This is a genomic window from Croceibacterium salegens, from assembly GCF_009827435.1.
Classification (GTDB): Bacteria; Pseudomonadota; Alphaproteobacteria; order Sphingomonadales; family Sphingomonadaceae; genus Croceibacterium_B; species Croceibacterium_B salegens.
The window spans coordinates 1-25167 of the sequence record NZ_WTYM01000038.1; the positions used below are offsets into that span (position 1 = coordinate 1).

A 25167-nucleotide genomic window follows, 5' to 3' on the forward strand; every position below is an offset into this window, starting at 1 on the left:
TCAGTCAAGGCATCACCCCGCCCTGCACTCAACTCCTTAACTGCAAGTGCATTCGCTCGGACCGGACCATCGCTCCCGACCTTTGGCTTTGGCATGATCCTTGACCTGTCGGAACGGCTTGAGGCTCGGCTGAACTACAGTCTTAAAGGAAGAGCGGCTGGGACCGGCTGAAAGAATCCAGCGTCAAGGTCGCGTTCAAATTCTGAAATGTCGCTAGTCGTTATGTCAACTCGCCTACCCGCTATTCGTGACGCAGCGCCTCGATCGGGTCGAGCTGGCTGGCACGGCGGGCCGGGAAGTAACCGAAAATGATCCCGATCAGCGCCGAGATCACGAAGCTCAGCATGTTTATGAACGGGTCGAACACGAACGGCAGGTCCAGTGCGCTCGAAAAGCTGAACGATAGCGCGAAGCCGAGCAGGATCCCGATCAGCCCGCCGAAGCAGCACAGCACCACGGCCTCGGTCAGGAACTGCATCCGCACCTCGCGGGCCAGCGCGCCGATGGCGAGGCGTATGCCGATCTCGCGGGTGCGCTCTGTCACCGAGACCAGCATGATGTTCATGATCCCCACCCCGCCGACGACGAGGCTGATAGCGGCGATGGCCGAGACCATGATCGTCATCGTCCCGACGGTGCTGGCGACGGTCTCGTTGATTTCCGCGGTGTCGACGATGTCGAAGTCGTTCGCCTGTCCTTCGAGCAGGACGCGCCGTTCGCGCATCAGGTCGACCAGCGCCTGCGTCATCGCCGCGCTCGAGTACTTGGAATCGTACGAGACGACCATGTAGCCGATGTTGTCGTTGCCGGTGAAGCGGCGCTGCACGTTGGTCAGCGGCATGAACACCGAGTTGTCGTCGTCGCCGTTTCCGCCGACCGTGCCGCGCGTCGCATAGACGCCGATGACCTGGCACGAGACGTTGTCGAGCCGCATGCGTTCGCCGATCGGGCTCTGGTTCGAAACGAAGATCTCGTCCTTCACGGTCGGGCCGATGATGCAGACGTTGGCGCCGGCGGATTCCTCAGCCGGGGTAAACAGCCGCCCATCGTCGAGCTCGATCCCGCGGGCGCTCATGAAGTCGTTGCTGACGCCTTCGACCTTGCTCTGCCAGTCCTGCCCGTTGTGGATTGCGGTGACGTTCCTCTCTACCTGCCCGGCGACGTCCTTCACGCCGGCGATCTGGTCGCGCACGGCGGCAACGTCACGCTCGTCGAAGGGCCGGATCTGGCCGCGATCGGTCTGGATTGGGAAGACGAAGAAGACGTTCGAGCCGAGCGAGCTGATCTGCTCCTCGATATCGGCGGTCACGCCCTTGCCCAGCGTGACCATGGTGATGACTGCCGCGACGCCGATGATGATGCCCAGCGTCGTCAGGAAGCTGCGCAGGATGTGCCGGCGGATTTCGCGCAGGGCGAGCAGGAGTGTCGTGCCCCACATCAGGCGACTCCCGCCGGGACGCCGTGCCGGTGCCCCTTCTCGATGCGTTCCACCAGCCCGTCCTTGAAGTGGACGATGGTCCTGGCGAAGTCGGCCATCTCCGGCTCGTGGGTGACCATCAGGATGGTGATGCCGGTCTTGTTGAGTTCGGCGAGGAATTCCATGATTTCGATCGAGCGTTCGGAATCGAGGTTGCCGGTCGGCTCGTCTGCCAGCAGGACCTCGGGGTCGGTCACCAGCGCCCGGGCGATGGCGACGCGCTGCTGCTGGCCGCCGGAAAGCTCTGCCGGGGTGTGGTCGGCCCACGGCACCAGCCCGACACGGTCGAGCGCGCGCAGCGCCGCTTCGCGCCGCTCCTCCTTCTTCTCGCCCCGATAGATCAGCGGCAGCTCGACATTCTCAACCGCGCTGGTGCGGGCGAGCAGGTTGAAGCCCTGGAACACGAAGCCGAGATAGCGGCGCCGCAGCAGCGAGCGCTGGTCGCGGGTCAGCGCCTGCACCTCGGTGCCGAGGAAGCGGTAGACGCCGCTGGTCGGTGAATCGAGGCAGCCGAGAATGTTCATCGTCGTCGACTTGCCCGACCCCGAAGCCCCCATGACGGCGACGAAGTCTCCGCGCGCAATCGACAGGTCGACGCCGCGCAGCGCCTGGAACGCGGCGGTTCCCTGGCCGAAGGTTTTGGTAATTCCCTCGAGTTCTATGATCGCTCCGCCGGTCACTTTTCCTTCGCCTTGAGCGAGGTCACGACCTTCATGCCGGTCTTGAGTTCCTTCGAGGTGACGACAGTGAAGCGGCCATCGCTCTGGCCGGTGACGACTTCGACCGGCTTGAGCTCGTTGTTGTCCTGCAGGACATAGACCGTCTGCTGGCTGCCACGCCCGATCGTCGCGCGCTCCTTCTCGCGATCGAGGCCGAAGTCGTTGCCGTTGTTGAGCTGCACGCCGCCAGTCGCATCGTCCTTGGGCGGCTCGAAGCGCAGCGCCCCATTGGGGACGAGCATGCGCTTGCCGGTGCTGTCGGTGGCAATGTTGGCGGTGGCGGTCATGCCCGGCCGCAGCAGCCCGTCGGCATTGTCCACCGTCAGGCGCGCCTCGTAGATGATCACCGAGTTGCCCTGCTGGCTCGACGACTGCTGCTGCGACGAGGACTGCGCGGTGTTGTTCGAGGCAAGGTCGACCCGCTCCACGATCGCCGGGAACTTGCGACCCGGATAGGCATCGACCGTGAAATTCGCCTTCTGCCCGGCGCTCACCTGGCCGACGTCGGCCTCGTCGACCGAGACGCGCAACTGCATCTGCGAGAGGTCTTCGGCGATCACGAACAGGGTCGGCGTGTTGAAGCTCGCCGCCACCGTCTGGCCGGGTTCGACCTGGCGGGCGAGGACCACGCCCGAGACGGGCGAGCGAATGACCGCGCGATCACGGTTGGTCATCGCCGACGAAAGCTGCGCCTGCGCGCTGGCAACGCTGGCGCGGGCCGAGGCGATGGCGGCCCGGTCGCGCTTGACGTTGGCTTCGGCCGCTTCGAGCTCAGTCTTCGAGGGGACCTTGCCTTCCGACAGGCGCCAGACTTCCTGCAAGCGGGCAAGCTGGGCGGTATCGACGTCGAGCGTCGCCGCGGCCTGCGCGACCGAAGCTCGCGCCGAATTGACGTTGGCCTGACCCTGGCGGATCTGGTCCTGTATGACGTCGGTGTTGATCAGCGCCAGCACCTGGCCCCGGCTGACCTGGTCGTTCACGTCGACGAGGATGTTGTCGATCCGGCCGGACACTTCCGAACCAACGTCGACCTGGTTGGTCGGGCGCAGGTTGCCCGTCGCGGTGACCTCGATATCGAGCGAGCGTTCGACCACCGGTTCCGATACGTATTCCTGCTTGTCGTCGCCGCCGCGCAGGAAGACTGCGGCGAGGATAAGAATGACGATGGCCGGCAGCCAGTACTTCATCCAGCGGCGCCAGCGCGGCTTGGTCTCAGTGCCGAGGAACTCGTCGACCGACTGGGCGTCGAAGTTGGCGGTATCGTTCATTGGTCTGTCTCTCGATCGGTAATCGCGGGATAGTCGGCGGGCGTCCAGCCGCCGCCGAGCGCCTGGGTGAGGCGGACGAAAGCACTGGCGCGTTCGGCCTTGGCGCCGACTTCGGAATTGCGTGCCGACAGCAACTGGTTCTCGGCGCTGAGCAGCGTACGAAAATCGGTGATGCCGGCCTGGTACTGGCTGCGGGCGAGCAAGGCGGCGTTGGACGCGGCATCGCGCGCCTCGCCCTGGATCGCCACGCGTTCGCGCGTTGCGCGCATGTCGACGGCGCTGGATTCGACGTCTTCGAGCGCGCCGAGGATGCTCTGCCGCCACGCCGCCAGCGCGCCGTCGGCCGCGGCCTTGGCGCTGTCGACCTGCGCCTGCGTGCGCCCGCCGTCGAAGATCAGCTGGCTGATCCCGGCGAAGAGACTGCCGGTGATGACGTCGAGCAATCGACCGACGCTGGTCGCCCCGGTCCCGATGTTGCCGGTCAGCCGGACCAGCGGCAGGAGCTGGGCCTGCGCCACGCCGATGCGCGCGCTGGCGGCCATGAGCGAGGCCTCGGCGCCGCGCACGTCGGGGCGGCGGCGGAGCACGTCCGCAGGAGCCTCGAAGGCTTCGAGTGCCGGAGGTTCGGGAACGAAGTCGCTGCCCTGGAGCAGCGCGAGGACGCGTCCGGGCGGCTCGCCGATCAGCGTCGAGATGGCATTGGCGCGCGCCGCGAGGCTGCTTTCGAGCTGTGGAATCGTCGCCGCCGTGGCCGCGCGTTGGCTGCGCGCCTGCTCGACATCGAGGCTTGAGACGAGTCCCGCCTGGTTGCGCCAGCGGGCGATCTGCAGGTTGTCGTCCTGATACTGGAGCGTGTCGCGGGCAATGGCCAGCTGCAGGGCGGTGGCGCGGGCCTGGATGGTGCCCAGCGCGACCTGGCCGACCACCAGCCGCTGGATATCGGCGAGCGAGTACCCGGCCGCTTCGAGGTCGGCGCGATTGGCCGCGACGTTGCCCGAGATGCGGCCGAACAGGTCGACTTCCCAGCTCGCATCGGCACCGAACGTGAAGTTGAAGTCGTCGCTGGCGAAATCGCCGATGTCGCGCTGGATGCCGCCGCTGGCGTTGAGCTGCGGGGCATAGCCGGCCCGCGCCGAGCGCAACTGCGCGCGGGCCTGATCGAGGCGGGCGGCGCTTTGCGCGATGTCGAGGTTCTGGGCGATGGCCTGCTCGACGAACTCGGTCAGCAAGGGATCGTTGAGCATCGTCCAGTATTGGGCGACGTCGATGTCGGCCTGCGGCGCCTGCGTTTCGGCCCATGCGGCGGGAAGCTCCAGTCCGCCATTGGCCGGCGGCACCGGCGTGGCGCAGGCGGCGAGGCCGAGCAGCAGCGGCATCGCCAGATACGCCTTGCGGTTAGCCTCGAACGCCACTGAAACCCCCTTGCGGTCTACATCAATTAGCCAAAAGGCTAACAGAATTGCCCGCCGTCCCCAAGCAGGCAATTGTAAGAATTGGTCGCGACGGATGTCCCGGACGCGTCTCTTGCGTGTTAGGAAGGTAATACAGCAATCCGCCTGCGCAAGATGCGCCGGACGAAATGTCCATGTTTATCGACTAGCGGCGGGGAGCGTATCCGGGCAGTGCGGCGACTGCCGGGCGTTCGGCCATGCGCGCCAGCCAGGCGGTGATCGCCGGGGCGGCGTCGGCGTTGCACGCCTCGGGCAGGACCCGCGGCAGCGCCGAGGCCATCGAGTACCACTTGATGTCGGCCAGCGTGTAGTCGGCCCCCATCAGCCACTCGCGCCCGTCATCGAGTAGCGTGTCGAGCCGCGCGATGCAGTTGTCGAGCCGGCGCCGGGCGTCGGCCAGTTCGGCTTCGGAAAATCCCGTTTCGGAAATTTTCGCCCATTTCAGGCGGACCTCCTCGTTCGGCATTTTGGCGAGGCGCTGCGCCATCACCGCCTTGTCGATCTTTGAAGCGGAAGGGGCTGCGCCGTGCGCGCCGAGAACCGTCAGCGCCGGGCAGAAATACTCGTCGACGTATTTGGTCAGCACGCGCATCTCGGCCCGCCGCCACGGATCGGACGGGCGCAACGGCGGGTCCGGCAGGATGTCCTCGAGATATTCGTTGATGACGGTCGATTCGCGCACGATCAGGCCGTCGTGGACCAGCACGGGCACCATGCCCTCAGGGTTTACGGCCCGGAAGGCCGGGTCGTGGTGCTCCCACCTGCTGCTGTCGAGAACGCGGTTTTCGAAGTCCGCGCCCTTTTCGAGCAGGCACAGCAATGGGGTGAGCGAGTTCGCGACCGGCCCGAAATGGTAGAGGGTCAGCAAGGTCAGGTGCCTGCCTGCTGTTCCCTGTCGAGCATCGCCTCCGCGCGGCTGATCATTACCTCGGTAACCTCGATGACGGTGGCGAGGGCGCCGCCGTCTATCCCGTCGGTCAGACCGAGGTCGCGGTCGACCGCGAGTTTGATCATCTTGCCGTGCAGCAGCTTTCCATCATCCGAGAGATCGATCTCGATCTCGGGACCGCCGGGCTTGCGCTCACGCGTGACAAGGCCGCGCGCGACCATGCCCTTGACCGCGCGGCTGAGCTGGCCGCGGTCCTGTACGAGCGCGTCGGCCAAGCCGTTGAGCGACAGCGGTGCGGTGTAACCTAGCTGGACCATGATGCGCCATTCGATCTCCGACAGGTCGAACAGCCGCTTCTGCGCCAGGAGCCCGCTCCGGCGCAGCAACGCGAACAGGTGGATCATCTTCATGCTGACCAGACCCCGTAGTTCCGCGTTTCTCGCGGCCGAGTTCGGGCCACCTTCGTCCTTGCTCATGTAACTTCTACTCCCCCTTTCCCTCCTAGCCCGTATTGCTCGCGTCAAAAAGTCCTTTCACGCTAGGCGTCCTTTCGAGTGGGAGAGGAAAAGCGCGCGATTTCACCGGCAAAACGGCCTTCGTTATCGATGCCGCATCCTGAAGGGGCGCCCCCGAAATGTTAACCATATTGCCGTATCGCGCGGGCCATGCGTGCGAAACCGATCACGACCTTGCCGGCCGCCATCACGGCGCTTGTCTTGCTCGCCTGCCCGAGCTGGGCCTGCGCGCAGGACGGCATCATCGGTCCCGAGGCGATTTCGGCGGATTTCGACCTGCGCGCCAGCGCCACCGGCGGTGAGACCGGCTGGCTCGATGGCGGATACGGCAAGCTCTACGAAGGCGGCGACGACGGCGATACCCAGGCCCGCCTGCGCCTCGCCTATGCCGACCTCGTCTGGGAGCCGCGTTTCAGCTTCAACCTGAGCGGCAAGGCGAGCCTGACCTACCAGGACCGCAGCCACCCCGCGGTGGACCTCAACGAGGCCTACCTCGAATGGCGCTCCAACCCGGCCCCGACCCGCTTCGGCCTGCGCGCCGGGGCGATGTGGCCGCCGGTCTCGCAGGAGCACGGCGGCGGCGCCTGGCTGGTCGAGGACAGCATCACGCCCTCGGCGGCGAACAGCTGGATCGGCGAGGAGGTCAAGGTGCTGGCGGTCGAGGGCACCGTCGAACGCCGGTTCGGCGAACACCGGCTCAAGCTGACCGGCGCCGGCTTCCTGCACAACGACATCTCCGGCACCCTGCTGTTCTACCGCGGCTGGGCGCTCGACGACTTTCGCGCGACGGTCCACAACTACAACCCGTTGCCGCCGCTCGCGCCCGCGGCACAGCCCTACCAGGTGCGCCAGTCGAACTCGTTCTGGGAACTCGACGACCGCGCCGGCTATTACGCGCGGATCGACTACACCCCGCCGTTGCCGTTCACGCTCAATCTGTTCCGCTACGACAACCTCGGCGACCACGTCAGCCGCCGCGACAACCAGATCCAGTGGCATACGCGGTTCTGGAACGCCGGCATTGCCGCCGCGCTGGGCGACAGCACCACCGCCAAGGCGCAGGTCTTGTGGGGCAACACGCTGGCCGGTCCCGAGACGCCGTTCGGCATCCCGGGCGACGCCGATTTCACTGCCGCCTACCTCCTCCTCGGCCGCGAGTTCGGCAGCGGAAAGGTGACGCTGCGCGGCGACTGGTTCGAGGTGCACGACAACACCTTCGTCGCCAGCAACGACAACAACGAATACGGCTGGGCGGCGATGGTCGCCTACAAGCGCCCGCTGGCCGACTTCCTCACCCTGCTGGTCGAACTGCAGCACGTGTCGAGCGACCGTCCGGGCCGCCAGCTCTACGGCGGCATTCCCGCCGAGCAGGCGCAGACCTCGCTGCAGACCTCGCTGCGGTTCGGGTTCTGAGCAGAGCGCGCCCCATGATCGCTCGCATCATCGCCCGTTTCGCCGCGGCCCTCTCCGCACTGGCGCTCGCCGGTGCGGCGCAGGCCGCCGACATCACCGTCACCGTAACCGACGACAGCGGCCGCCCGGTGCCCGACGCCGTGGTGATCGCCGACGTTCCCGGCGCCAAGGTCCCGCCCAAGGGCGTGTTCCGCATCGACCAGAAGGACACCGCCTTCGTGCCCTTCATGCTGGTCGTGCCGGTCGGCTCGCGGGTCGAGTTCGCCAACCTCGATCCCTTCCGCCACCACGTCTACTCGTTCTCGCCGGGCAACAAGTTCGAGCTCAAGCTGTTCGGCAAGGGCGAGGTCCGCTCGGCGGTGCTGGGCACCGTCGGCACAGTCGCGATCGGCTGCAATATCCACGACACCATGCAGGCGTTCGTGAGGGTGGTCGACACCCCCTACGCCCTGCGCACCGACGACAGGGGTCGAGCGGTGCTCAAGGGCGTTCCGGCCTCGGCACGGACCCTGCGCGTGTGGCACCCGCGGCTGCGCGCACCGGGCAACGAACTCAAGCTGGCGATCAATCCTGCGGGCAACCTGTCGCTGCCGGTCAAGGTCAAGCTGCGCCGCCCGGCGCCGATGAGCCACGACTATTGAGATGATCCGCTTCGCCTCGCTGCAATCGCGCATGACCGCGCTGTACCTGGCCGCCTTCGGGCTGGTCATGCTGCTGGTCGCGGTGAGCATGCAGTGGGCGATCGCAAGTTCGGCCGAGGACAAGGTTCGCAGCGAGCTCGAATCGAGCTCCAAGGTGATCGACCGGATCTGGTCGATGCGCACGCAGGAACTGCAGAGCGTCGCCGGGCCGCTGGCGCTCGACTTCGGTTTCCGCGAGGCGGTGGCGAGCGACGATACCGCCACGATCCGCTCGGCGCTCGGCAACATCGCCTCGCGCATCGACCTGCCCAACGCCTTCATCGTCAAGTACGACGGCAGCGTCGTCGGCATGCGGCCGGAACAGGATTCGTCCTACAACGAGGAGCTGTGGGACCGGCTCGATTCAGGCTGGCATTCGGGCGCGCTGCGCATCGGCGATACGACCTACCAGGCGGTCGCCGCGGAAATCCGCGCCCCCGGGCTGATCGGCTGGCTGGTGCTCGGCCGCAAGCTCGATGCCGGAGAGATGCGCGACATCAGCCGGCTTTCCGCGATCCCGGTCAGCGTCTCGGTGGTGCGGCGGACCGAGGCGGGTCGCTGGGTTTACGACAGGGACGGCCGTCCGGTCGCTGACAGGAACCTTGCCGCGCTGCTCGCCCGGCTCGAAGAAATCGGTGCGGCGAGCGGCCAGACCTCGCAGCGGATGGGCGGCACCATGGTGCTGGCCCGCGCGCTGGGCGAATCCGACGGCGTGGCGACGACGGCGATGATGCTCGACTTCTCGATCGACGATGCGCTGGCCGAATACGACGGGTTGCGGCTCGCGGTACTGCTGTCGGGCCTGCTCGGCCTCCTCGTCATGGCCTTCGCCAGCGCCTCGCTGGCCCGGCGCATCGTGCGGCCCATTGTCGCGCTCGAAAAGGCCGCGCAGGCGCTCGAGCGCGGCGAAGCGCGTTCGCTGCCGGTGCTGTCGAGCGACGAGATCGGCAAGCTCACCGGCAGCTTCAACGCCATGGCCGAGGAGATCGTCACCCGCGAGACCCGTATCCGCCACATGGCCTATCACGACGGCCTGACCGACCTGCCCAACCGGGCGCGGCTGCGCGAGGAGATCGACCATCGGCTGGCGGCGCTCGAAGGTGGCGGCAGCGAACCCTTCGCGCTGCTGTTCCTCGACCTCGACAACTTCAAGATCACCAACGACACGCTCGGCCACCGTGTCGGCGACCAGCTATTGAAGCTCGTCGCAAGGCGGCTCGTCGAACTCGACGACAGAACCTTCGTGGCGCGCACGGGGGGCGACGAATTCTGCCTCATCGTGGCCGGACAGGACGTCCGCCTGCGCGCCGCGCAAATCGCTGCAATGGCCATCGAGCAGGTCAACGAACCCGCCTCGGTCGAAGGGCATTTCCTGCGCGCCGCGGTGAGCATCGGCAGTTCCGAAGCGCCGGAAGATTCGACCAGCGCCGAAGACCTGATCAAGCACGCCGACCTTGCGCTGCATGCCGCCAAGGCCGCCGGGCGCGGCCGCTACCGCCGCTTCACCGCCGATCTCGACACCAACGCGCACAAGCGCCGGTCGATCGAGGTCGACCTGCACAACGCGGTCAAGAACGGCGAGTTCGAGCTCTACTTCCAGCCGCTGTTCAACCTCGCGAAGAACCGCTTCTCCGCCTTCGAAGCGCTGATCCGCTGGAACCACCCGAAGAAGGGCCTCGTCTCGCCGGTCGATTTCATCCCGGTCGCCGAGGATACAGGGCTGATCGTGCCGATCGGCGAATGGGTCCTCAAGGAAGCCTGCCGCCAGGCCGCGACCTGGCCCGAGGACATCCGCGTGGCGGTCAACTTCTCGACCGTGCAGTTCGCCCAGAGCGGCCTCGTCAACATGGTGTTCCAGACGCTGGCCACCTCGGGCCTCGCCCCCGACCGGCTCGAGATCGAGATTACCGAATCGCTGTTCCTCGAAAACACCGGGAGCGTGCGCGAGGTCCTCCACGGCCTGAAGAACGTCGGCGTGCGCATCGCGCTCGACGATTTCGGCACCGGCTTCTCCTCGCTCAGCTACCTGCGCAAATTTCCGTTCGACAAGATCAAGATCGACCGCTCGTTCATCATCGAGCTGCTGCAGGAAGACGAGGCGGGCGCGGTGGTCAAGGCCATCACCGACCTCGCCGCCGCGCTACACATGGAAACCACCGCCGAGGGCGTCGAGGAACCCGAACAGGTCGAAGCCCTGCGCGCCTTCGGCTGCACCACGCTGCAGGGCTACCTGTTCTCGAAACCGATCCCGGCGAGCGAAGCCGCGAAGCTGGTCAACGGCGAAGCAGCGGCCGAGCTGCGCGCCTGAATCCCTTGCCGCAGCTCAGTTCGCCTCGGCGGCTTCCTCGGCGTTGAGCCGCTCGACCTCGGCGCGGAAGGGCTTGAGGCCGAGCCATGTGACGACGAGCGATGCCGGCAGGAATACCACGTGGAGCAGCACGATCGACCATCGGAGGTCGTCGGGCGAGGTGAAGATGACGTCGGTCGTCAGCCCGGTGACGTAGGGCGCGAGACCCACGCCGACGACGGTGTAGATGAACAGGTACAGCGTCATGATCTGCCCGCGGATCTGGTTGGGCGAGATCGCCAGCATGACCGCGTTGAGCATCGGCCCGCTCATTCCCAAAGTGAGGTAGATGACGCCGTTGAAGGCCAGCGACAGCTCGGGCGTGGGCGTCAGCGGCATCATGATCGAGAACGGGATCGCGGCCAGCCGGGTGTAGAGGATCACGCGGTAGGCGCCGGCGGGGTCGCCGCGGTTCTGGAACCACTCGGCCCACTTCGCCCCGAGGAAGAGCCCGGTAAGCATGAGAGGGATCGAGATGATCCCCGAAGCGATGCCGTAGGTCGCCGGCGACCAGCCATAGGTCCGCTCGAAGAACGCCGCGCCCCAGGCCCGCCCGCCGACGTCGAGCGAACCGATGGTCAGTCCGATGAACATCGGTCCGAACACCGCGAAGCGCAGCCACAGGTACCTCAACGTGGTGCGGAGGCCCGCCTTTTCGGTGCGCAAGGTGAGGTTGCGGCGCGGCGGTTCCTTGACCGAAAGCAGGAGCAGCGAGACCAGCAGGCCGGGCAGGCCGACGCCGAGCAGCACTGCCTGCCAGGGGCGCAGCACGCCGACCAGCGGTAGGTCGGGCGAGCCGACCGGCGCGACCAGCCAGATCATCGCCCCGCCGAGCAGCAGCGACAGCCCGCTCCCGGCGACGGTGCCGAGTTGCAGCGTCGCCACCGCGCGCGGCAGTCGCTCGCGCGGGAAGCTGTCGGCGACCATCGAATAGGCGGTCGGCCCGTTGACCGACTCCCCCGCGCCGACGACGACGCGGGCGACGAACAGCTGGCTGAAGCTGGCGGCGAGGCCGGAGGCGGCGGTGGCGAGGCTCCACACCACCAGCCCGCCCATGACGATCCACTTGCGTGTCCAGCGGTCGATGTAGCGCGAGAAGGGCACGGCCACGAGCGCGTAGAAGATCGCCTGCGTCGGGCCGAGCAGCAGCCCGGCCTCGGAATCGGTCAGGTCGAAGTCTGTCTTGATCTGCTGGATCAGCAGCCCGAGGATGTTCTGGTCGAGCAGCGCGAAGGTGGTGATGACGGCGAGGACGCCGACCGTGTACCAGGCCTGGCGCGGCGTGGGATACTCGCTTGCCCCCGGCGTCGCGGCTTCGCTTGCCATTGCTGCCCTCTCCCCCTCCGACTGCGTTTGCTAGCGCACTTCCCTGTTATCCCCAACGCCCCGGTTCGGGCCCCATGACCGCGACCGGGAACAGGTCTTCCTTCAGCGCCGCGACCGACGGGCGCGCGGCGACCCGCTCCATCCAGTCGTCGATCTCGCGCGGGTAGCGGATCCCGAGCATGGCGAACTGGAACAGGTGCGGGAACACCGCGATGTCGCCGATCGTGAAGGTGTCGCCGCACAGCCATTCGTTGCCGGCGAGGTCGTCGGCGAGGCGGTCGCCGGCCTTGACCAACGCGTTGGTCGAGACAGCAAGCTGCTCGGGGCCGAAGCCCTCCATCGCCCGCTGCCATAGTTGCGCGCGTTCCGGCAGGAGCCGCTCCAGCCCCGCCCTGGCGTGCCCGGGCACCTTCCCCTTCAGCGCCGCCCACCGCGCGATCGCCAGGTGCGACGCGATATGGGTCTCGACATACTTGCCCCACTTGCTGGCAAGATACCGCTCCCGCGGATCGCCCCCGGCCAGCACCGTCCCCGGATGCACTTCATCAAGATACTGCAGGATCGCAAAGCTATCGAACAACAACCGCCCCCCGTCCCGCAAGGTCGGCACCATCCCGTGACAGTTGACCTCGAGGTATTCGGGCGAGTGCTGCTCGTAGGCGACCAGGTCGAGCTTATGCAGCTGGTGCTCGATGTCCTTTTCGGCGAGGACGATGCGCACGGCGGTCGAATGCGGCGAACCCGGCGCATAGTAGAGCGTGATCATCGGACGGTGGCCTCGCTAACGCTCAGCTGCTGGCGAATTTCGGCGGCGCGCTGGCCGATGAAGCCGCGGCCGATGCGGAACGCGGCCTGCAGGGCAGGCCGTTCGTGACAGCGCCGCAACCAGCGCAGCAAGTTGGGCGTTTTGCTTTCGTTGACCTCCGCGGGCCGCGCCTGCGACAGGCCGTAGAACGTCGCGAATACACCGATGTCGGCGAGCGAAAATTCCTCGCCTGCCAGCCAAGGGTGCCGTTCGAGGATCGCGTCGAAGCGCCCGATCGCCTCGGCCACGCGGCGTTCGGACTCGGCGATTTCTTCCTCGGAGGTCGACTGGAACATCAGCTTTTCCCAGGCTGTCCGGCGTTCCGGGAGGGGGATACGGTCGAGCTGAGCGCGAAGTTCGGCGGGGTCCTGGCCGACGAATCGCGGTGCCGCCAGCCGGTTCGAGGCGATCATCGCCAGCGATGGGGCGACAACGTTGTCCATGTAACGCATGAGGATGCGCATTTCCCAGCGACGAAAGGGGTCCTCAGGTCGCAGCGACGGGCCTTCGAAAACCTCGTCGATGTATTCCATCGCCGGGGTGCTCTCGGTCATGACGAAGCCGTCATGGACTATGGCCGGGATCGTACCGTCGGGGTTGATGGCGAGGAATTCGGGCGAGAAATGCTCGTGCGCGCCCATGTCCACGTAGTGATGGGTGAACGGGACACCCTTCTCGGAGAGGCAGAACAGCGGCTTTCCCGAATTCGCATTCGGTTCCCAGGTATAGACTTCTATCATTGTCTTCCCGGCTCGTGCCGACGTGACCCGGGAAGTTCGCTATCGTGCCGTCTTGCTAACGTCAATCAATTGCATTTAAGTCATTCAAATAGCGTATGACCGTTCTCGTCAACCGGGTTTCGATCATTCTGCGAGCACTGGAATTCGAGCAACTTCCCGTAGCGATCGCGCCGATAGCGCGTGGTCACCTTGAACGGAGCTTCGAGCGCCTCGGGATCGTCCATGGTCATCTCGTTGACCAGCACGTCGGCATCGGCAGGGTCGAGGTGGATACGCTCGACGAGGTGGAACTGCTCCGAGTGCGGGATGCCGGTGTCGATCTCCAGATCGCCCGAGATGCCCACCGTGTCGACCACCAAAGTATCGCCCTCCCAATGGCCGATCGAATCCCCCATGAATCCGGGATCGTGGTCCGGGTCATGCTCGCGACCATCGGTCCAGATCGTGCGCGTCTGCATCCACGCTTCCTGGTTGATGGTCACCCGGCCCGGCGCGAAGATGAACTCGTAGGGGTACTGCGCGAGACGCATGATGCGCGGCATGCCCGGCGGGCTGCAGTTGGAGCGCGCCCGCGGCACCACGCCGTCGTTTTCCTGCACTTGCTGGCGGAAATCCTCGAGTTGCTTGGCGTATTCGGCCTTGAGCTGGGGTCTCGGTGGTGGCGGGTCGCCCGGTTTCGGCAATGCAAAGGTGACGAACCAGATGCCGCCCCAATCGGGCAGAGCATCGAGTTCGGCGTAGTGTCCCTTGGGATTGGCCGAGCCCGCGCCTTCGGCAATGCCGTCCGGCGGCGGTGACTTGGTCGGCGCACCCAGTTGCGCGGCGGCCGGGGCGGCAAGTGCGACAGCCGCCACGGCGGCAACGGTCCAGACCCGCATCAGCCGACGTCGCCCAGCGTCGACCCGTCCGAAAGCTTGACCCCGACGTAGGAACCGCCCTTGGCCCCCGTACGAAGCGGATGAACGTAGAGCGTCACCTTGTCGCCCGGCTTGAGCGAGGAACGCTTCCACCCCTCCTGCACCAGGTTGTTGGGGCTGGTCATCTCGATCGCCCAGTTCTCGACACCTTCCGGCGCCTTGACGTCGACGAGGATGAAGCTGTGCGGGTTCTGCCACTTGAACTTGGTCACCGTGGCATCGAGCGCGATTGTCTTCCTCATGTCGAACATCGAATAGGAATGGTGCGCCGCCGCCGGCCCCGCGATCAGCGCCAGTGCCGGGAGCAGCAGCTTGCCAAGCGTGTTCATTGTTGCCTCTCCAGTTCTCATAGCTTCGGCACGTTGACCGGCTCGCCGTTCTTCGGAAGACCCGAATCGAGCACCGTGCCGTCGGCCTTCTTCAGATCGAGGAACAGCCCGCCAGGCTGCCCGCTGCGCAGGGGATTCATCCGCAAGGTGATCTTGTCGCCGGCCTTGAGCGAGGAACGCAGCCAGCCCTGCCGCTTCAGGTTGTTCGGGCTGTTGAGTTCGAGCGACCAATGCTTTCCGCCCGGCACGTCCATCTCGATGAAGGCGTGCGGGTTGGTCCACTGGAAATCGGTCACGGTGCCTTCCAGCGTCATGATCTTCTTCTGGTCGAACATCGCAAAGCTGTGGTGCGCCAGCGCCGGCGCTGCGGCCAGCAGCGCGGCCGCGCCAGCCAGGGCCCATCGGCTAATTGTCATCGTTGACCCCCTCGATCTCGCTCTGGCCGCGTTCTTTCGCCGCCTCGCTGCCGAGCGCGGTGCCGGGCAGGTTCTCGTTGTACTGCAGGATGCAGTGGCTCTCATTGATGTCGGTGTAGTCGGCGCGGTCGAAACGCTTGGTAGAACGCCATTCGCCTTCCCACATCGTCGGATCGGTCATGATGTATTCGATCTGCATGACCTTGCCACCCGCGGGCATGGTGATGCGTTCGACCATCGCGAACTGGTCGTCGATCGGGATGCCCTGGTCGATGTAGTGGTTGTCCGGCTCGAAATAGCGGGTGTCGACGACCAGCGTATCGCCTTCCCAGTGGCCGATCGATTCACCGTTGTAGCTCGGCACGACGATGTCCGGGTCGGTGTGTTCGCGCCCGTCGAGGAAGATCGTGCGGACCGCATTGTTGAAGCCGGAAATCATGTAGATCGCGGTTGGCAACTGGATGAAGGCATGCGGCCAGACACGCGTCATGATCATCGGCATGCCCGGCGGGAAGCACTGGCCGATCGCATCGCGATAAGTCTCGTTGCGCGCGGCGTACTTCGGCGCCTCGATCAACGCCTCGCGCCCCTCGGCATAGAACTTTGGATAGGGCGGGCCAAACATGAACTTGGCGAAGCCCTCGTGCAGGTCGATAAACCAGGTCCCGGTCACATCGAACGGCGGCTTGGGGCGGGCCTTGTTGAGATTCTCCGGCGCCAGCGCACCGAGGTACCCCGGATGCTTGGGCACCATTTCGCTGTAGCGCTCGGGCGGAATCGGCGTCAGCGGACGCACCACGTTGGGCTGCGCCGGCAGGTCGCCCTCGGCGGGGTATGCGTCCTGCGCCAACGCGGGCGCTGCAAGCCCTGCTGCGAGGATCGCCATGGTAACCAGATGCCGCAAGACCCTCTCCCTTCCGCGACCTTTTTGACTTTCTCACATGGCTTAGCGCTGAATACCGCGCCTGTCAGCCCAAATCCTTCTCCAGCAACCACTCTTCGATCACATTGGCGACCTCGTCGCTATTGCTTTCGAGCTGCATGGCATGGCCGTTACCTTGCACACCGCGCTCCTCGAGCCGGACGTGTTCGGCGGCGACCCCGGCCTGGCGCAGAAACGCGACGATCGCATGGTTGTCCGCCGCCATCCACGAAGCCTCGGCGGTCACGACGACGACCGGGAAACCCGAAGCGAGATTGGGCAGGCGCCGCGCCGGTTCGGCCTGCACCTTGTAGGCAACCAGCCCTTCGCCAGGCGACGGGCGGTCCTCGCTCGCCAGTTCCTCGCCTTCGGCCAGTGGCGGGTCGTAGGTGAGCGGCGCGCGTGTAATGCCGTAGGGCAAAGGGCCGCTGATTGCCTGGAACGGCGGGCCGAGCGGCTCGGCGGCCACCAGCCCTTTGACAAGCTCCGGCCGGATATCGGCGATGAGCCAGCCGGGCGGACCGCCGGCCGAATGGCTGAGCAGGATCGCCGGGCCAATGCGGTCGAGCAGTTCGGCCCCGGCGCGCTGGGCATCGGCCTGCCACTGCGCCACGTCGGCCAGCGTCGGCCCCGTCCCGGCGAGGAACGAGAGGAACGCTGGGTCGTCCATCTTGCCCGTCCCCGGCCATTTGTCGTGCAGCGAGGCCTGCGGATAGTTGTCGTCGAAGTCCTGCGGCCGAGTGAACAGGCGCTCGAGGAACACGGTCGGTCCTGGCCCAGCCATCTCACCCTGAAAGGCGGGCTGGAACGGGCTGCGGCCGTGCTGTGGGCGGTCGACCACGTAAACCGCCCAGCCACGCCGGACAAACCAGTGGACCCAACCTTCGCGCCCGTCCGCCGTGCCAAGAAAATCGGTGCCCTGCCCCCCGCCGCCATGGATCATCACGATCGGCCATGGGTGGCGAAGGTCCCTGGGGATCCAGTACTCGTTGTACTGCTGCCCACGCATGGCCTTGCCGGCCACCGGGTGGTCGATCAGTTCGCCCCCGGTCCAGAAGAAGCCTTGAGCCGCCAATTCGAGAGGATCGGCCTTGCCCGCCGCATGGAGCGCGACCGGGCGATAGTCACGCCCCATCAGTGGATCTGCCCTTGCCGACCGGCAATGTCGATCGCCACCCCCGGAGTCGGATCGGCGTCCTTCCAGCGCGAGCCGGAACGCAGCACGTTACCGATCACCTTGTAGGCGAACAGCATCAGCAGCGCGCCGGACTCGGGATCTTCCTTCAGCGCCTTGATCGCCGCGAGGTCCTTCCGGCGCTGCTCGAGGTCCTTCTCCTGCAGCATGCGCTTGTTCTCTGTCGCCGCCGGGGAGACGATGTCCCAGAATATCCGCCGCCGCTCGTCGGAGAAGCGGTCGAGGATTTCCTCGCCTTCCTCGCCGCGGATTACCGCGCCGAGCACGTCAGCCAGCACCACGCCGGTCCAAACTCCTGAAGTCAGGCCAAGCCCGCCGCATGGGTTGGTCGCATGCGCCGCATCTCCGGCCAGCAGGACATGGCCCTTGTGCAGCGTTTCCGCTGCGCGCTGGTGCAGCATGTAGGGGCTGGAGGAGACAATTTCGTAGTCCCTGCTCCCCTGCATGAACCACTCGTAGCGGTCGTGAATCCGCTCCTCGTAGGTGTCGAGCGGGAGGCTCGCGTCCTCCATGTAGGTGCAGCGCCATAGTCCGTCGCGGTCGAGTTGGGCGATCACCGCCATGTTGACCGGGTCGCAGACGAAATTGGCCTGCTGGTACCCGATTTTGCGGAAGTCGAACTTCACGTTGGTGGCGACGAAACGCTCGGGCCAGGTGTGGCCTTCGAACTCGATGCCCGCGAGCCGTCGCACCGTGCTGCGCGCGCCGTCCGCGCCGATCAGCCATGTGGCCGAGAAGGTCTTCTCGCCGTCGGCAGTGCTGGCAGCGACGGTAACGCCGTCCTCACCGTCGACGATGGCGGCCACCTCGTGATCGAAAAGCACTTCGACTCCGAGCTTCACCGCATGTTCCATCGCCACCCGGGCGACGTCGTGTTGGCCGGCGTGGAGCTGGTAGTCGTAGGGAATGCCCTCGACCGGCTCGGTAGTGACCACCGAAGAATAGCCGAATTCTGGCACGTGGGTGCCGAAGTCGCGGTTCTGGAAACCGATGGCGTTGAGCTCGCCGAGAAGGCCCAGTTCCTCGAGGATGATGAGCGTGGAGGGGAAATAGACCGCGGCGCGCGGCGAATTGATGATCTCCGGCTCGCGTTCGAGCACGGTGACCGAGGCCCCGCCTTGCGCCAGCGCCAGCGCGGTCAGCATCCCGACCGGCCCGGCCCCAACCACGATTACGTCCTTGCTCTCGCCCATCGCCTCGACTCTCCTTGGAGCGGGAGTCCTATCGGCTCATTTGATTCACGCAAAGGCGAATGCTGCGCATCATCCGCGCGAAATCACGGTTTCCTGCTCGGTGATGAATTCGACCAGCGCCGGTTGGCCGGCCTCGGTCGCGGCGATAGCCCTACGCAGCGCCGGGACGATCTCGTCTGCCTCGGTCACCCGCTCACCGTGGCATCCGAGCGAGCGCGTGAACATCGCGTAATCGCCGCTGATGTCGGTGGCGCGATACTTTGCCGTGGCCTCCGGCATGATCGGGATTTCGATCGCCATCGCCGCATTGTTGAGCAGGATCGAGAGGATCGGGATGTTCTCGCGCGCGGCGGTCTCGAGGTCTGTGCCGGTGAAGCCGATCGCAGCATCGCCCCAGACGTTGATGCACAGTTTATCGGGGCAAGTGAGCTTGGCGCCCATGGCGAGGCCGAGGCCGTAGCCGAGCTGGGTCGACTTGCCCCAGCCGATGTAGCCATGCGGGGTGGTGGACTTCCAGAACGGCACGAGCTGGTCGCGCGGGGAGCCGGCGTCGTGGGTGATGATCGTGTTGTCGACGTCGACGGTGTCGTAGAGTTCGCGCAGCACGCGGTAGGGCGAGAGCGGGCTAGTATTCTGATTACGCTTGGTTTCCCACTTCGCCAGCCAGTCGCGTTCGCAGTCCTTGATCGCCTGCGCCACCGGCGCGGCATCGCGCGGTTTGGGTTCGCGCCGCTTCGCTTCATCGAGCATGGCCGCCAGCGTCAGCTTGGCATCGCCGACCAGCGCCAACTCGCTCGGCACCGACTTGTCGATGTCGAGCGGGTCGAGAGTTGCGTGAATCAAGCGCTTCATCGGGGGGATGGACAGTCCGAACGGCGTCGCAGTGAAGCTGCATCCGATGCCGAACAGCACGTCGCACTCGGCCAGCCACTTCGCCACGCAGCCGTTGATGCCGTTGCCGCCCGAACCGAGCGCCAGCGGGTGGGTCTCGTCGAACGTCGACTTGCCGGGCAGGCTGGTCATCACGGGGATAGCCAAGTGCTCGGCCAGCGCCTGCAATTCGACATAGGCTTCCGACCAGTGCACGCCTTGACCCGCGTAGATCGCGGGATTCTTCGCGCTCATCAGCACATCGAGCGCGGCGGAGACGCTCTCGGCGGATGGCTGCGAGGTCACTACCTTTCCCGGCACATAGCCCAAGTCGCCCTCGTAAGGCTTGTCGAGCACGTCGTAGGGAAGTTCGGTCACCACCGGCTGCGGGCGTCCGTTGCGCAGCATCGAGAAGGCGCGGCGCAGCACGGGCACGACATCGCCGCCGCTGGTCAGCGGCTCAGCGTGCTTGGCGTAGCTCGCCATCGAGCGGGTCGAGTTGAAGTTGTACGGCACGTACATCTGCGACAGCGCGTAACCCTGCGGCATCACCAGCACCGGCACGCTCTCGGCAAAGGCCTGCGCCACGCCGCCCATCGCGTTCTCCGCGCCGGGGCCCTGTTGCATCACGAAGACGCCCATCTGGCCGCCCTTGCTCATCCGGCTCATCGCGTCGGCCATGTGCAGGCCGGTGCGTTCCTGCCGCACGATCACGGTGCGGATGTCGATCCGCGCCGCCGCCTCGAGGATCTGGTTGCGCGGATAGCCGAAGACGATCTCCACGCCCTCGCGCTTGAGCACCGCTGCGATGGCATCGGCCACCGTGCCATTGGCATGCACTTGCTGGTCGGCCTTGCCGCTGCCTTGTCTCATCTACTCATCCCTATCAGGCGATCCGCTCGAACATCCAGTAGCTGGCGAGGATGCCCACCGCATAGGCGGCAATTCCCTGCACGCGCTGCGGATGTCCCAGCGCGGGCAGTCGGGCAAGCCCGTGCAGCACGGCGAAGACCACAGCGGCGAACGCGACCTGCCCCAGTTCGATGCCGAGGTTGAAGGCCAGCAGCGCGGTCACCAGCCCTTCTTTCGGCAGGCCGATCTGGCCGAGCACCGCGGCAAAGCCGAAACCGTGCAGCAGCCCGAAGCTCATCGCCACGAACACCGGCCTGCGCCAGGTCAGCGTATCGCGCGGGCCCTTGGCGATCTCGACCGCGAGGAAGACGATCGACAGCGCGATCACCGCCTCGACAGCGCCGGGCGGGAAGGTAACGAGACCGAGCGCGGCGAGCGCCAGGGTGATCGAATGCGAAATCGTGAACCCGGTGATCGTCACCGCGGTGCGCCGCCAGGTCCGGGCGATGAAGATCAGCCCGGCGACGAACAGCAGGTGGTCGATGCCGGTCCAGATGTGCTCCACGCCGAGCCTGAGGAAGCGCAGGAACAGGTTCTCGTCGGCTGGTTTGGCCGGAATGGCGACGGTGAGTTCGCCGGGCTGGGCAAGGATCGTCTCCTCCTCCTCGCGAGCAGGGTGGAGCCGGACGATCGTCGCCAGCGGCGGGGCACCGCGCGGATAGGCGAGCGTGATGGACTTTCCTGCGAGCGACGCGCTGCAGGTGAAACGCACACCGCCCCAATACCCGAGTTCGTCGCTCCATCGTCGGCTCGGCCCGAGCGGCTCACAGCCCTCGGGTACACCGACTTCGGGCACCATGTAGGCGGCAAGGTTGGCCGGTACACGCCAGCGCATGTCCCATTCGCCCGGCTTTCCCTCGTCGAGGGTCAGCGCAAGCGGTCGGTTGTCGTCGGCCCGCGCCGCCGCTGGAACCAGCGCCAGCAGCAGCGCAAGGCACAGCATCCGCATCACCGCGTGCGCACCTCGTAGCGGTCGAGCAAGTCGCCCACCGCCTGCGTGGTGACCGCATTGCGCTTCGCCGCCAGCGCATCCTCGCGCACCCGGTCTTCGATATCGGCGAGCGCGGGAACCTTGGCGGGAGTCAGTTCGCGCAGCAGCACGAGGTGCCAGCCGTGATCGGACTGGACCGGGCCCTGCCATCCGGTGCCGGGATTCAGGCCAAGCAGGGCCTGCACGAAGCCGATGCCGAACTGGGCTGCCAGTTCCTCGGTGCCGGCATCGGCATAGTTGGCCTGGTAAAGGAACCGGTCGCCGTATTCCTCGGCGCCTGCGTCCTTGCGCAGGACTGCCAGGGCCGCCTCGGCGCGCGCCCTGGCGTCAGGGCCTGCGAAGAACAGGTGGCCGAAACTGGCCGAACCCGGATCGGCATAGGCTTCCTTGTTGTCTTCGTAGAACTTGCGCACCTCGGCATCGCTGACCGCAAGATCGCCCGAAGCCTCTTGGGTCAGGACCTGACGCATCTGCTGGATCGTGCGCAGGCGCACCACGCCATCGATGGTGTCGAGGCCGAGCGCCCGTCCTTCGCGCCACAACGCCTCGTCGGCAGCGGCCTCCTCGACCAGCTTCTCCTTGTCGGCGGCCGGCATAGCCCGCAGCGCGCGCAGGGCCGCCTCCCGGTCGGTCGCGCCGGTCTGCTGCAGGAGCCGCGTCGCCAGCGCATCGTCGTCGACGACGATGACGTGCCCGGCTTCGGGCGCGGGCGAGAACAGCGAGGCGCCGAAATAGAGCAGCGCGCCGGCAATCAGGAAATGGACAAGCGGTTCGCGCAGCCAGGCGGGTGCCTTCACGGAGTGTACCAGACCGGCGAAGACCAGGCGCGCTCCTGTATCGTGGTGGGCAGCTTCAGTGTCGCCGGGTCGATGTTGAGCGCCAGCGCGTCATAGACGTGGTGGCGGATCGTCGGCACCTGCAGGACGCGCACGTAGTAGAAGGCACGCTGTTTGGGATCGAACTCGGGATCGCTCCAGAAGGTCGCCAGCTCGCTCGCCCCGGCGTTCCAGTCGTTGCGCCAGTGGACCTTGTCGACCGGGTCGGCGACGGCGGGCAGCTTGCCGTTGGCACCGATCCGACGGTCGCCCGACCATACGACGTCGAAGACCTTCTCGTGCGTCTTGCCCGCGGAATCCACCCAGCCCTTGATCACCTGCACGCGGTCGAGCCCGGCGTTCATCGGGTCCTTCTCGGCACGGATGACGAAGCGCGGGGCAACGCCGGTCGAGGGAGCAAGCTGACCGCCCATCGGCACGCCCTTGCGATAGCCGATCGTACCGAAATCGGCGGCCTTCTCGTCGCCCGCGGCAAAGCCGTATCCCGCGAACAGGCGCACGCGCATGCGCGGGCCGCTGGTGGCGTAGACCTCGCGGCGGCGGAACGCGTCGAACACGCCCTGGCGCGTATTTTCGTCAGCCCATGCCCCGGTCAGCCCGGCCGCCGACATCTCCGCCGCCGGGAAGATGATTGGCACCTTGTCGGGTCCGAGCCGGTCCTTGGGCAGGTAATCCTCGGCGAGCTTGCCTAGGAAGTTCTTTTCGTCGACCGAGACGAGGCCGGTGTGACTGTCGGTCGCCCCGCCCATGCCGTAGCGGAACGGGTTGACCCCGATGCGCTGTTCCTCCGCCAGACCGCGCAGCAGCGCGCCGCGGACGTAGGAACCGGCAGACACTTCGGTCGGCACCCCGGTCAGCAGCATATTGCGCAGTTCGTACCCGGCGAACTCGTCGGTCGACGAAAGCTCGGGGTGGGTCTCGGACGTGCCTTTGTACTGCGTGACCTCGGTCACCGGCTCCCACGCCTGGCGCTTGCGCGCATAGTCGGCAGTAAACGGATTGCCGTCGCTGTCGGTGAGCTCGAACATGCGCCCGTCGCTGAGGTTGGCGTTGTGCGGCATGGCGATGAAATCGGCCCCAGTGCGATCACGGGTCTGTTCAAGGAAGTTCCACAAGTCCTCGGGCCGCTCGCTCATCCAGTTGGCGAAAGGCGAGAACTTGGTGGCGACGTCGCCGCCGACGTTGGTGAAGACGACACGGTGCAGGTTGCGCAGCGCGGGCGCGCTGGTCCATTCCCAGCCGATCAGGGCGGTGAACTTGCCCGGCTCGTTGTACCTCTCGGCGGCGTCGATCTGGCCCTGCCAGCTGTCGTGCAACACCTCGTCGGTGTGGAAGGTATCGGCGTATTCCTTGCGCTCCTGGGGCGTCAGGTTGCTCCCGCCCATGGCGGAGGTGGTCAGCGCACGCGCGCCGGAAGCCTCGTACAATTGACGCAACCGCTTGCCGATCGGCAGCTTGAGCAAACGCGGGTCGTTGTCCTGGATGCGCGAGTTGATCGACAGGTTTACCGCATGGTCGGAGACGACGAGGAAATCGAGCGGGCGGTCGATCCGCACCCGCTGCTGCGTGCGCGGGAACACCACCGGGTAGCCTTTGGCAAAGCGATAGGCGGTGTCGATGTCGGTCGCGTTGCCCGATCCGAAGGCGTCAACCGAATTGCGCGTGTGCAGGTGGGTGTCGCCCCACAGCAGCATGCGGTCCTGCGTCGGCGCGGGGACGCGGGTCGAACCCGCCAGTTCGACCTTGAGCGGCCGGTCATCGGGCGCGGGTGCCTGCTGGGCGCATCCGGACAGCGCCAACGCTGCTGCACAGACGCCGCCCGCGAGGATGCGAAGCTCCGCTCGGCTGCCGATTCTCATGTCCTTGCCCTCCCCCGGAGCAGTGCCGCTCCATTGGTCCGTACAATGTCACCTCGCCCCGGCGCTGTGAAGTACGGGCCTGCCTATCGGCATGATAACCGTCCGGTTATCGCTTTGCAGGCTTCCGCCGCGCCCGCTGTTGGGGCACGATGGCGGCAAGGGAGAGACGACGATGCAACCGATTCAACTCGGCCGGATGCGGATTCACAAGGTCCACGAGATGGACAGCCCGGTGCCGCTGCTCGGCCAGCTGCCCGGCGTCACCGGTGCGGACATGAAGCGGCTGCTGACCTGGTACGACCAGCCCGACGAGGTCAACGCCGATCCCGAAACCAGCCTGATGACCTTCTCGGTCCACTCATGGGTCATCGAGATCGACGGCCGGACCGTGCTGATCGACACTTGCGACGGCAACGACAAGCATCGCCTGATCCCCGAGGTCAGCAACCTCAACACCGACTACCTCGGCAACCTGCGCCGCGCCGGGTTCGAGCCGGGCGACATCGACCTCGTCATGTGCACACACCTGCACTTCGACCATGTCGGCTGGAACACCCGGCTGGAGAACGGCAAGTGGGTGCCGACCTTCGAAAACGCCCGCTACCTGTTCGGCAAGCGCGACTACGAATACTTCAAGACCCAGCCCGAGAGCGAGATCGTCCACCTCGAGGCCTTCCTCGATTCGATCGTGCCGATCATGGAAGCGGGCAAGGGCGAGCTGGTCGACGAGGACCACGTCGCGCTGGGCGAAATCGCCGACGGGGTGTGGATGGAACCGGCGTTCGGCCATTCGCCCGGCTGCTGCACGATCTCCGCACAGGCGGGCGGCGCGCCGGCGCTGTTCTGGGGCGACGTGATCCACCACCCGGTCCAGCTGATCCGCCACGACCTGCCCTTCGCCTTCGACACCGACGGGGTCATGGCCAGCAAGACCCGCAAGCGCACGATGGAGCGCGCGGCGGACGACGACCTGCTGTGCTTCCCGGCGCATTTCCGCCGCACCAGCGCCGGACGCGTGTTGCGTGATGGCGATGCCTTCAAATACGAGTGGCTGCCCGGCTGAAACCCCTACTTGATTGCAGCTGAAACCGGGTCCA

23 protein-coding genes are annotated in these 25167 nt (G+C 66.2%); 4 read left to right on the forward strand and 19 right to left on the reverse strand.

From position 1 onward, the window contains the following. Positions 1-241: 241 nt before the first annotated feature. The 6 genes from GRI89_RS09160 to GRI89_RS09185 all read right to left on the reverse strand — a co-directional run bounded on the left by GRI89_RS09160 (position 242) and on the right by GRI89_RS09185 (position 6280). Positions 242-1438 (reverse strand): ABC transporter permease, encoded by a 1197-nt coding sequence (locus GRI89_RS09160; protein ID WP_159794406.1) that lies wholly within the window; start codon positions 1436-1438, stop codon positions 242-244. Beyond that, positions 1438-2157: an ABC transporter ATP-binding protein gene (locus tag GRI89_RS09165; protein ID WP_328598184.1), complete on the reverse strand. Its 720-nt coding sequence runs from the start codon at positions 2155-2157 to the stop codon at positions 1438-1440. Before GRI89_RS09165 ends, GRI89_RS09160 begins: the two co-directional genes overlap by 1 nt. Beyond that, positions 2154-3464: an efflux RND transporter periplasmic adaptor subunit gene (locus GRI89_RS09170; RefSeq protein WP_159794408.1), complete on the reverse strand. Its 1311-nt coding sequence runs from the start codon at positions 3462-3464 to the stop codon at positions 2154-2156. The genes GRI89_RS09165 and GRI89_RS09170 overlap by 4 nt, the downstream gene beginning before the upstream one ends. Beyond that, the gene (locus GRI89_RS09175; protein WP_328598185.1) at positions 3461-4876 is read right to left on the reverse strand and encodes an efflux transporter outer membrane subunit; all 1416 of its coding nucleotides are present in this window, start codon (positions 4874-4876) and stop codon (positions 3461-3463) included. Before GRI89_RS09175 ends, GRI89_RS09170 begins: the two co-directional genes overlap by 4 nt. A 184-nt stretch (positions 4877-5060) precedes the next feature. Then, positions 5061-5783 carry a glutathione S-transferase family protein gene (locus GRI89_RS09180; protein ID WP_159794410.1) on the reverse strand — a complete coding sequence of 241 codons (723 nt, stop codon included), beginning with the start codon at positions 5781-5783 and terminating at the stop codon, positions 5061-5063. A 2-nt stretch (positions 5784-5785) separates the two neighbouring features. Further along, positions 5786-6280 carry a MarR family winged helix-turn-helix transcriptional regulator gene (locus tag GRI89_RS09185; RefSeq protein ID WP_159794412.1) on the reverse strand — a complete coding sequence of 165 codons (495 nt, stop codon included), beginning with the start codon at positions 6278-6280 and terminating at the stop codon, positions 5786-5788. Positions 6281-6469: 189 nt separating this feature from the next. Between GRI89_RS09185 and GRI89_RS09190 the strand changes: the two genes are divergently transcribed. From GRI89_RS09190 to GRI89_RS09200, 3 genes are read left to right on the forward strand one after another with little or no spacing between them, the layout of a single operon-like run. Continuing rightward, complete coding sequence (locus tag GRI89_RS09190; RefSeq protein WP_159794414.1) at positions 6470-7732, forward strand: hypothetical protein; 1263 nt, start codon at positions 6470-6472, stop codon at positions 7730-7732. 14 nt (positions 7733-7746) lie between these two features. Beyond that, entirely contained in the window at positions 7747-8373 is a 627-nt protein-coding gene (locus GRI89_RS09195) for a cupredoxin domain-containing protein (RefSeq protein WP_159794416.1), read from the forward strand. A 31-nt stretch (positions 8374-8404) separates the two neighbouring features. Further along, positions 8405-10720 (forward strand): putative bifunctional diguanylate cyclase/phosphodiesterase, encoded by a 2316-nt coding sequence (locus GRI89_RS09200; protein WP_159794418.1) that lies wholly within the window; start codon positions 8405-8407, stop codon positions 10718-10720. A 15-nt stretch (positions 10721-10735) separates the two neighbouring features. On the opposite strand, the gene GRI89_RS09205 is transcribed toward GRI89_RS09200, so the two are convergent. From GRI89_RS09205 to GRI89_RS09265, 13 genes are all read right to left on the reverse strand, one after another. Continuing rightward, entirely contained in the window at positions 10736-12085 is a 1350-nt protein-coding gene (locus GRI89_RS09205; protein WP_159794420.1) for an MFS transporter, read from the reverse strand. A 46-nt stretch (positions 12086-12131) separates the two neighbouring features. Beyond that, positions 12132-12851: a glutathione S-transferase family protein gene (locus tag GRI89_RS09210; protein ID WP_159794422.1), complete on the reverse strand. Its 720-nt coding sequence runs from the start codon at positions 12849-12851 to the stop codon at positions 12132-12134. Then, positions 12848-13630, reverse strand: a complete 783-nt coding sequence (locus GRI89_RS09215; RefSeq protein WP_159794424.1) for a glutathione S-transferase family protein — start codon at positions 13628-13630, stop codon at positions 12848-12850. The genes GRI89_RS09210 and GRI89_RS09215 overlap by 4 nt, the downstream gene beginning before the upstream one ends. An 80-nt stretch (positions 13631-13710) precedes the next feature. Beyond that, on the reverse strand, positions 13711-14508 hold the full coding sequence (locus GRI89_RS09220) for a hypothetical protein (protein ID WP_159794426.1): 798 nt from the start codon (positions 14506-14508) through the stop codon (positions 13711-13713). Continuing rightward, the gene (locus GRI89_RS09225) at positions 14508-14876 is read right to left on the reverse strand and encodes a DUF6152 family protein (protein WP_159794428.1); all 369 of its coding nucleotides are present in this window, start codon (positions 14874-14876) and stop codon (positions 14508-14510) included. Before GRI89_RS09225 ends, GRI89_RS09220 begins: the two co-directional genes overlap by 1 nt. Before the next feature lie 17 nt (positions 14877-14893). Beyond that, the gene (locus GRI89_RS09230; protein ID WP_159794430.1) at positions 14894-15292 is read right to left on the reverse strand and encodes a DUF6152 family protein; all 399 of its coding nucleotides are present in this window, start codon (positions 15290-15292) and stop codon (positions 14894-14896) included. Continuing rightward, complete coding sequence (locus GRI89_RS09235; RefSeq protein WP_159794432.1) at positions 15282-16196, reverse strand: hypothetical protein; 915 nt, start codon at positions 16194-16196, stop codon at positions 15282-15284. The genes GRI89_RS09230 and GRI89_RS09235 overlap by 11 nt, the downstream gene beginning before the upstream one ends. A 64-nt stretch (positions 16197-16260) precedes the next feature. After that, the gene (locus tag GRI89_RS09240; RefSeq protein ID WP_159794434.1) at positions 16261-17349 is read right to left on the reverse strand and encodes an alpha/beta hydrolase; all 1089 of its coding nucleotides are present in this window, start codon (positions 17347-17349) and stop codon (positions 16261-16263) included. Continuing rightward, on the reverse strand, positions 17349-18602 hold the full coding sequence (locus GRI89_RS09245; protein WP_159794436.1) for an FAD-dependent oxidoreductase: 1254 nt from the start codon (positions 18600-18602) through the stop codon (positions 17349-17351). The genes GRI89_RS09240 and GRI89_RS09245 overlap by 1 nt, the downstream gene beginning before the upstream one ends. A gap of 69 nt (positions 18603-18671) precedes the next feature. Further along, entirely contained in the window at positions 18672-20345 is a 1674-nt protein-coding gene (locus tag GRI89_RS09250) for a thiamine pyrophosphate-requiring protein (protein WP_159794438.1), read from the reverse strand. Between the two features lie 13 nt (positions 20346-20358). Then, positions 20359-21333, reverse strand: coding sequence for a HupE/UreJ family protein (locus GRI89_RS09255; protein WP_159794440.1), 975 nt, complete (start codon positions 21331-21333; stop codon positions 20359-20361). After that, positions 21333-22172, reverse strand: a complete 840-nt coding sequence (locus GRI89_RS18280) for a peptidyl-prolyl cis-trans isomerase (protein WP_159794442.1) — start codon at positions 22170-22172, stop codon at positions 21333-21335. The genes GRI89_RS09255 and GRI89_RS18280 overlap by 1 nt, the downstream gene beginning before the upstream one ends. Next, the gene (locus GRI89_RS09265) at positions 22169-24070 is read right to left on the reverse strand and encodes a DUF3604 domain-containing protein (protein WP_159794444.1); all 1902 of its coding nucleotides are present in this window, start codon (positions 24068-24070) and stop codon (positions 22169-22171) included. The genes GRI89_RS18280 and GRI89_RS09265 overlap by 4 nt, the downstream gene beginning before the upstream one ends. A gap of 172 nt (positions 24071-24242) precedes the next feature. On the opposite strand from GRI89_RS09265, the gene GRI89_RS09270 reads away from it, so the two are divergent. Next, positions 24243-25133: an MBL fold metallo-hydrolase gene (locus tag GRI89_RS09270; protein WP_159794446.1), complete on the forward strand. Its 891-nt coding sequence runs from the start codon at positions 24243-24245 to the stop codon at positions 25131-25133. The last annotated feature ends 34 nt before the right edge of the window (positions 25134-25167 follow it).

What these genes read in the sequence shown, in the direction of transcription:
- GRI89_RS09160 (WP_159794406.1), bottom strand. Translation starts at nt 1,438, where the DNA reads ATGTGGGGCACGACACTCCTGCTCGCCCTGCGCGAAATCCGCCGGCAC.
- GRI89_RS09170 (WP_159794408.1), bottom strand. Translation starts at nt 3,464, where the DNA reads ATGAACGATACCGCCAACTTCGACGCCCAGTCGGTCGACGAGTTCCTC.
- GRI89_RS09185 (WP_159794412.1), bottom strand. Translation starts at nt 6,280, where the DNA reads ATGAGCAAGGACGAAGGTGGCCCGAACTCGGCCGCGAGAAACGCGGAA.
- GRI89_RS09190 (WP_159794414.1), top strand. Translation starts at nt 6,470, where the DNA reads ATGCGTGCGAAACCGATCACGACCTTGCCGGCCGCCATCACGGCGCTT.
- GRI89_RS09195 (WP_159794416.1), top strand. Translation starts at nt 7,747, where the DNA reads ATGATCGCTCGCATCATCGCCCGTTTCGCCGCGGCCCTCTCCGCACTG.
- GRI89_RS09200 (WP_159794418.1), top strand. Translation starts at nt 8,405, where the DNA reads ATGACCGCGCTGTACCTGGCCGCCTTCGGGCTGGTCATGCTGCTGGTC.
- GRI89_RS09205 (WP_159794420.1), bottom strand. Translation starts at nt 12,085, where the DNA reads ATGGCAAGCGAAGCCGCGACGCCGGGGGCAAGCGAGTATCCCACGCCG.
- GRI89_RS09210 (WP_159794422.1), bottom strand. Translation starts at nt 12,851, where the DNA reads ATGATCACGCTCTACTATGCGCCGGGTTCGCCGCATTCGACCGCCGTG.
- GRI89_RS09215 (WP_159794424.1), bottom strand. Translation starts at nt 13,630, where the DNA reads ATGATAGAAGTCTATACCTGGGAACCGAATGCGAATTCGGGAAAGCCG.
- GRI89_RS09220 (WP_159794426.1), bottom strand. Translation starts at nt 14,508, where the DNA reads ATGCGGGTCTGGACCGTTGCCGCCGTGGCGGCTGTCGCACTTGCCGCC.
- GRI89_RS09225 (WP_159794428.1), bottom strand. Translation starts at nt 14,876, where the DNA reads ATGAACACGCTTGGCAAGCTGCTGCTCCCGGCACTGGCGCTGATCGCG.
- GRI89_RS09230 (WP_159794430.1), bottom strand. Translation starts at nt 15,292, where the DNA reads ATGACAATTAGCCGATGGGCCCTGGCTGGCGCGGCCGCGCTGCTGGCC.
- GRI89_RS09240 (WP_159794434.1), bottom strand. Translation starts at nt 17,349, where the DNA reads ATGGGGCGTGACTATCGCCCGGTCGCGCTCCATGCGGCGGGCAAGGCC.
- GRI89_RS09245 (WP_159794436.1), bottom strand. Translation starts at nt 18,602, where the DNA reads ATGGGCGAGAGCAAGGACGTAATCGTGGTTGGGGCCGGGCCGGTCGGG.
- GRI89_RS09250 (WP_159794438.1), bottom strand. Translation starts at nt 20,345, where the DNA reads ATGAGACAAGGCAGCGGCAAGGCCGACCAGCAAGTGCATGCCAATGGC.
- GRI89_RS09255 (WP_159794440.1), bottom strand. Translation starts at nt 21,333, where the DNA reads ATGCGGATGCTGTGCCTTGCGCTGCTGCTGGCGCTGGTTCCAGCGGCG.
- GRI89_RS09265 (WP_159794444.1), bottom strand. Translation starts at nt 24,070, where the DNA reads ATGAGAATCGGCAGCCGAGCGGAGCTTCGCATCCTCGCGGGCGGCGTC.
- GRI89_RS09270 (WP_159794446.1), top strand. Translation starts at nt 24,243, where the DNA reads ATGCAACCGATTCAACTCGGCCGGATGCGGATTCACAAGGTCCACGAG.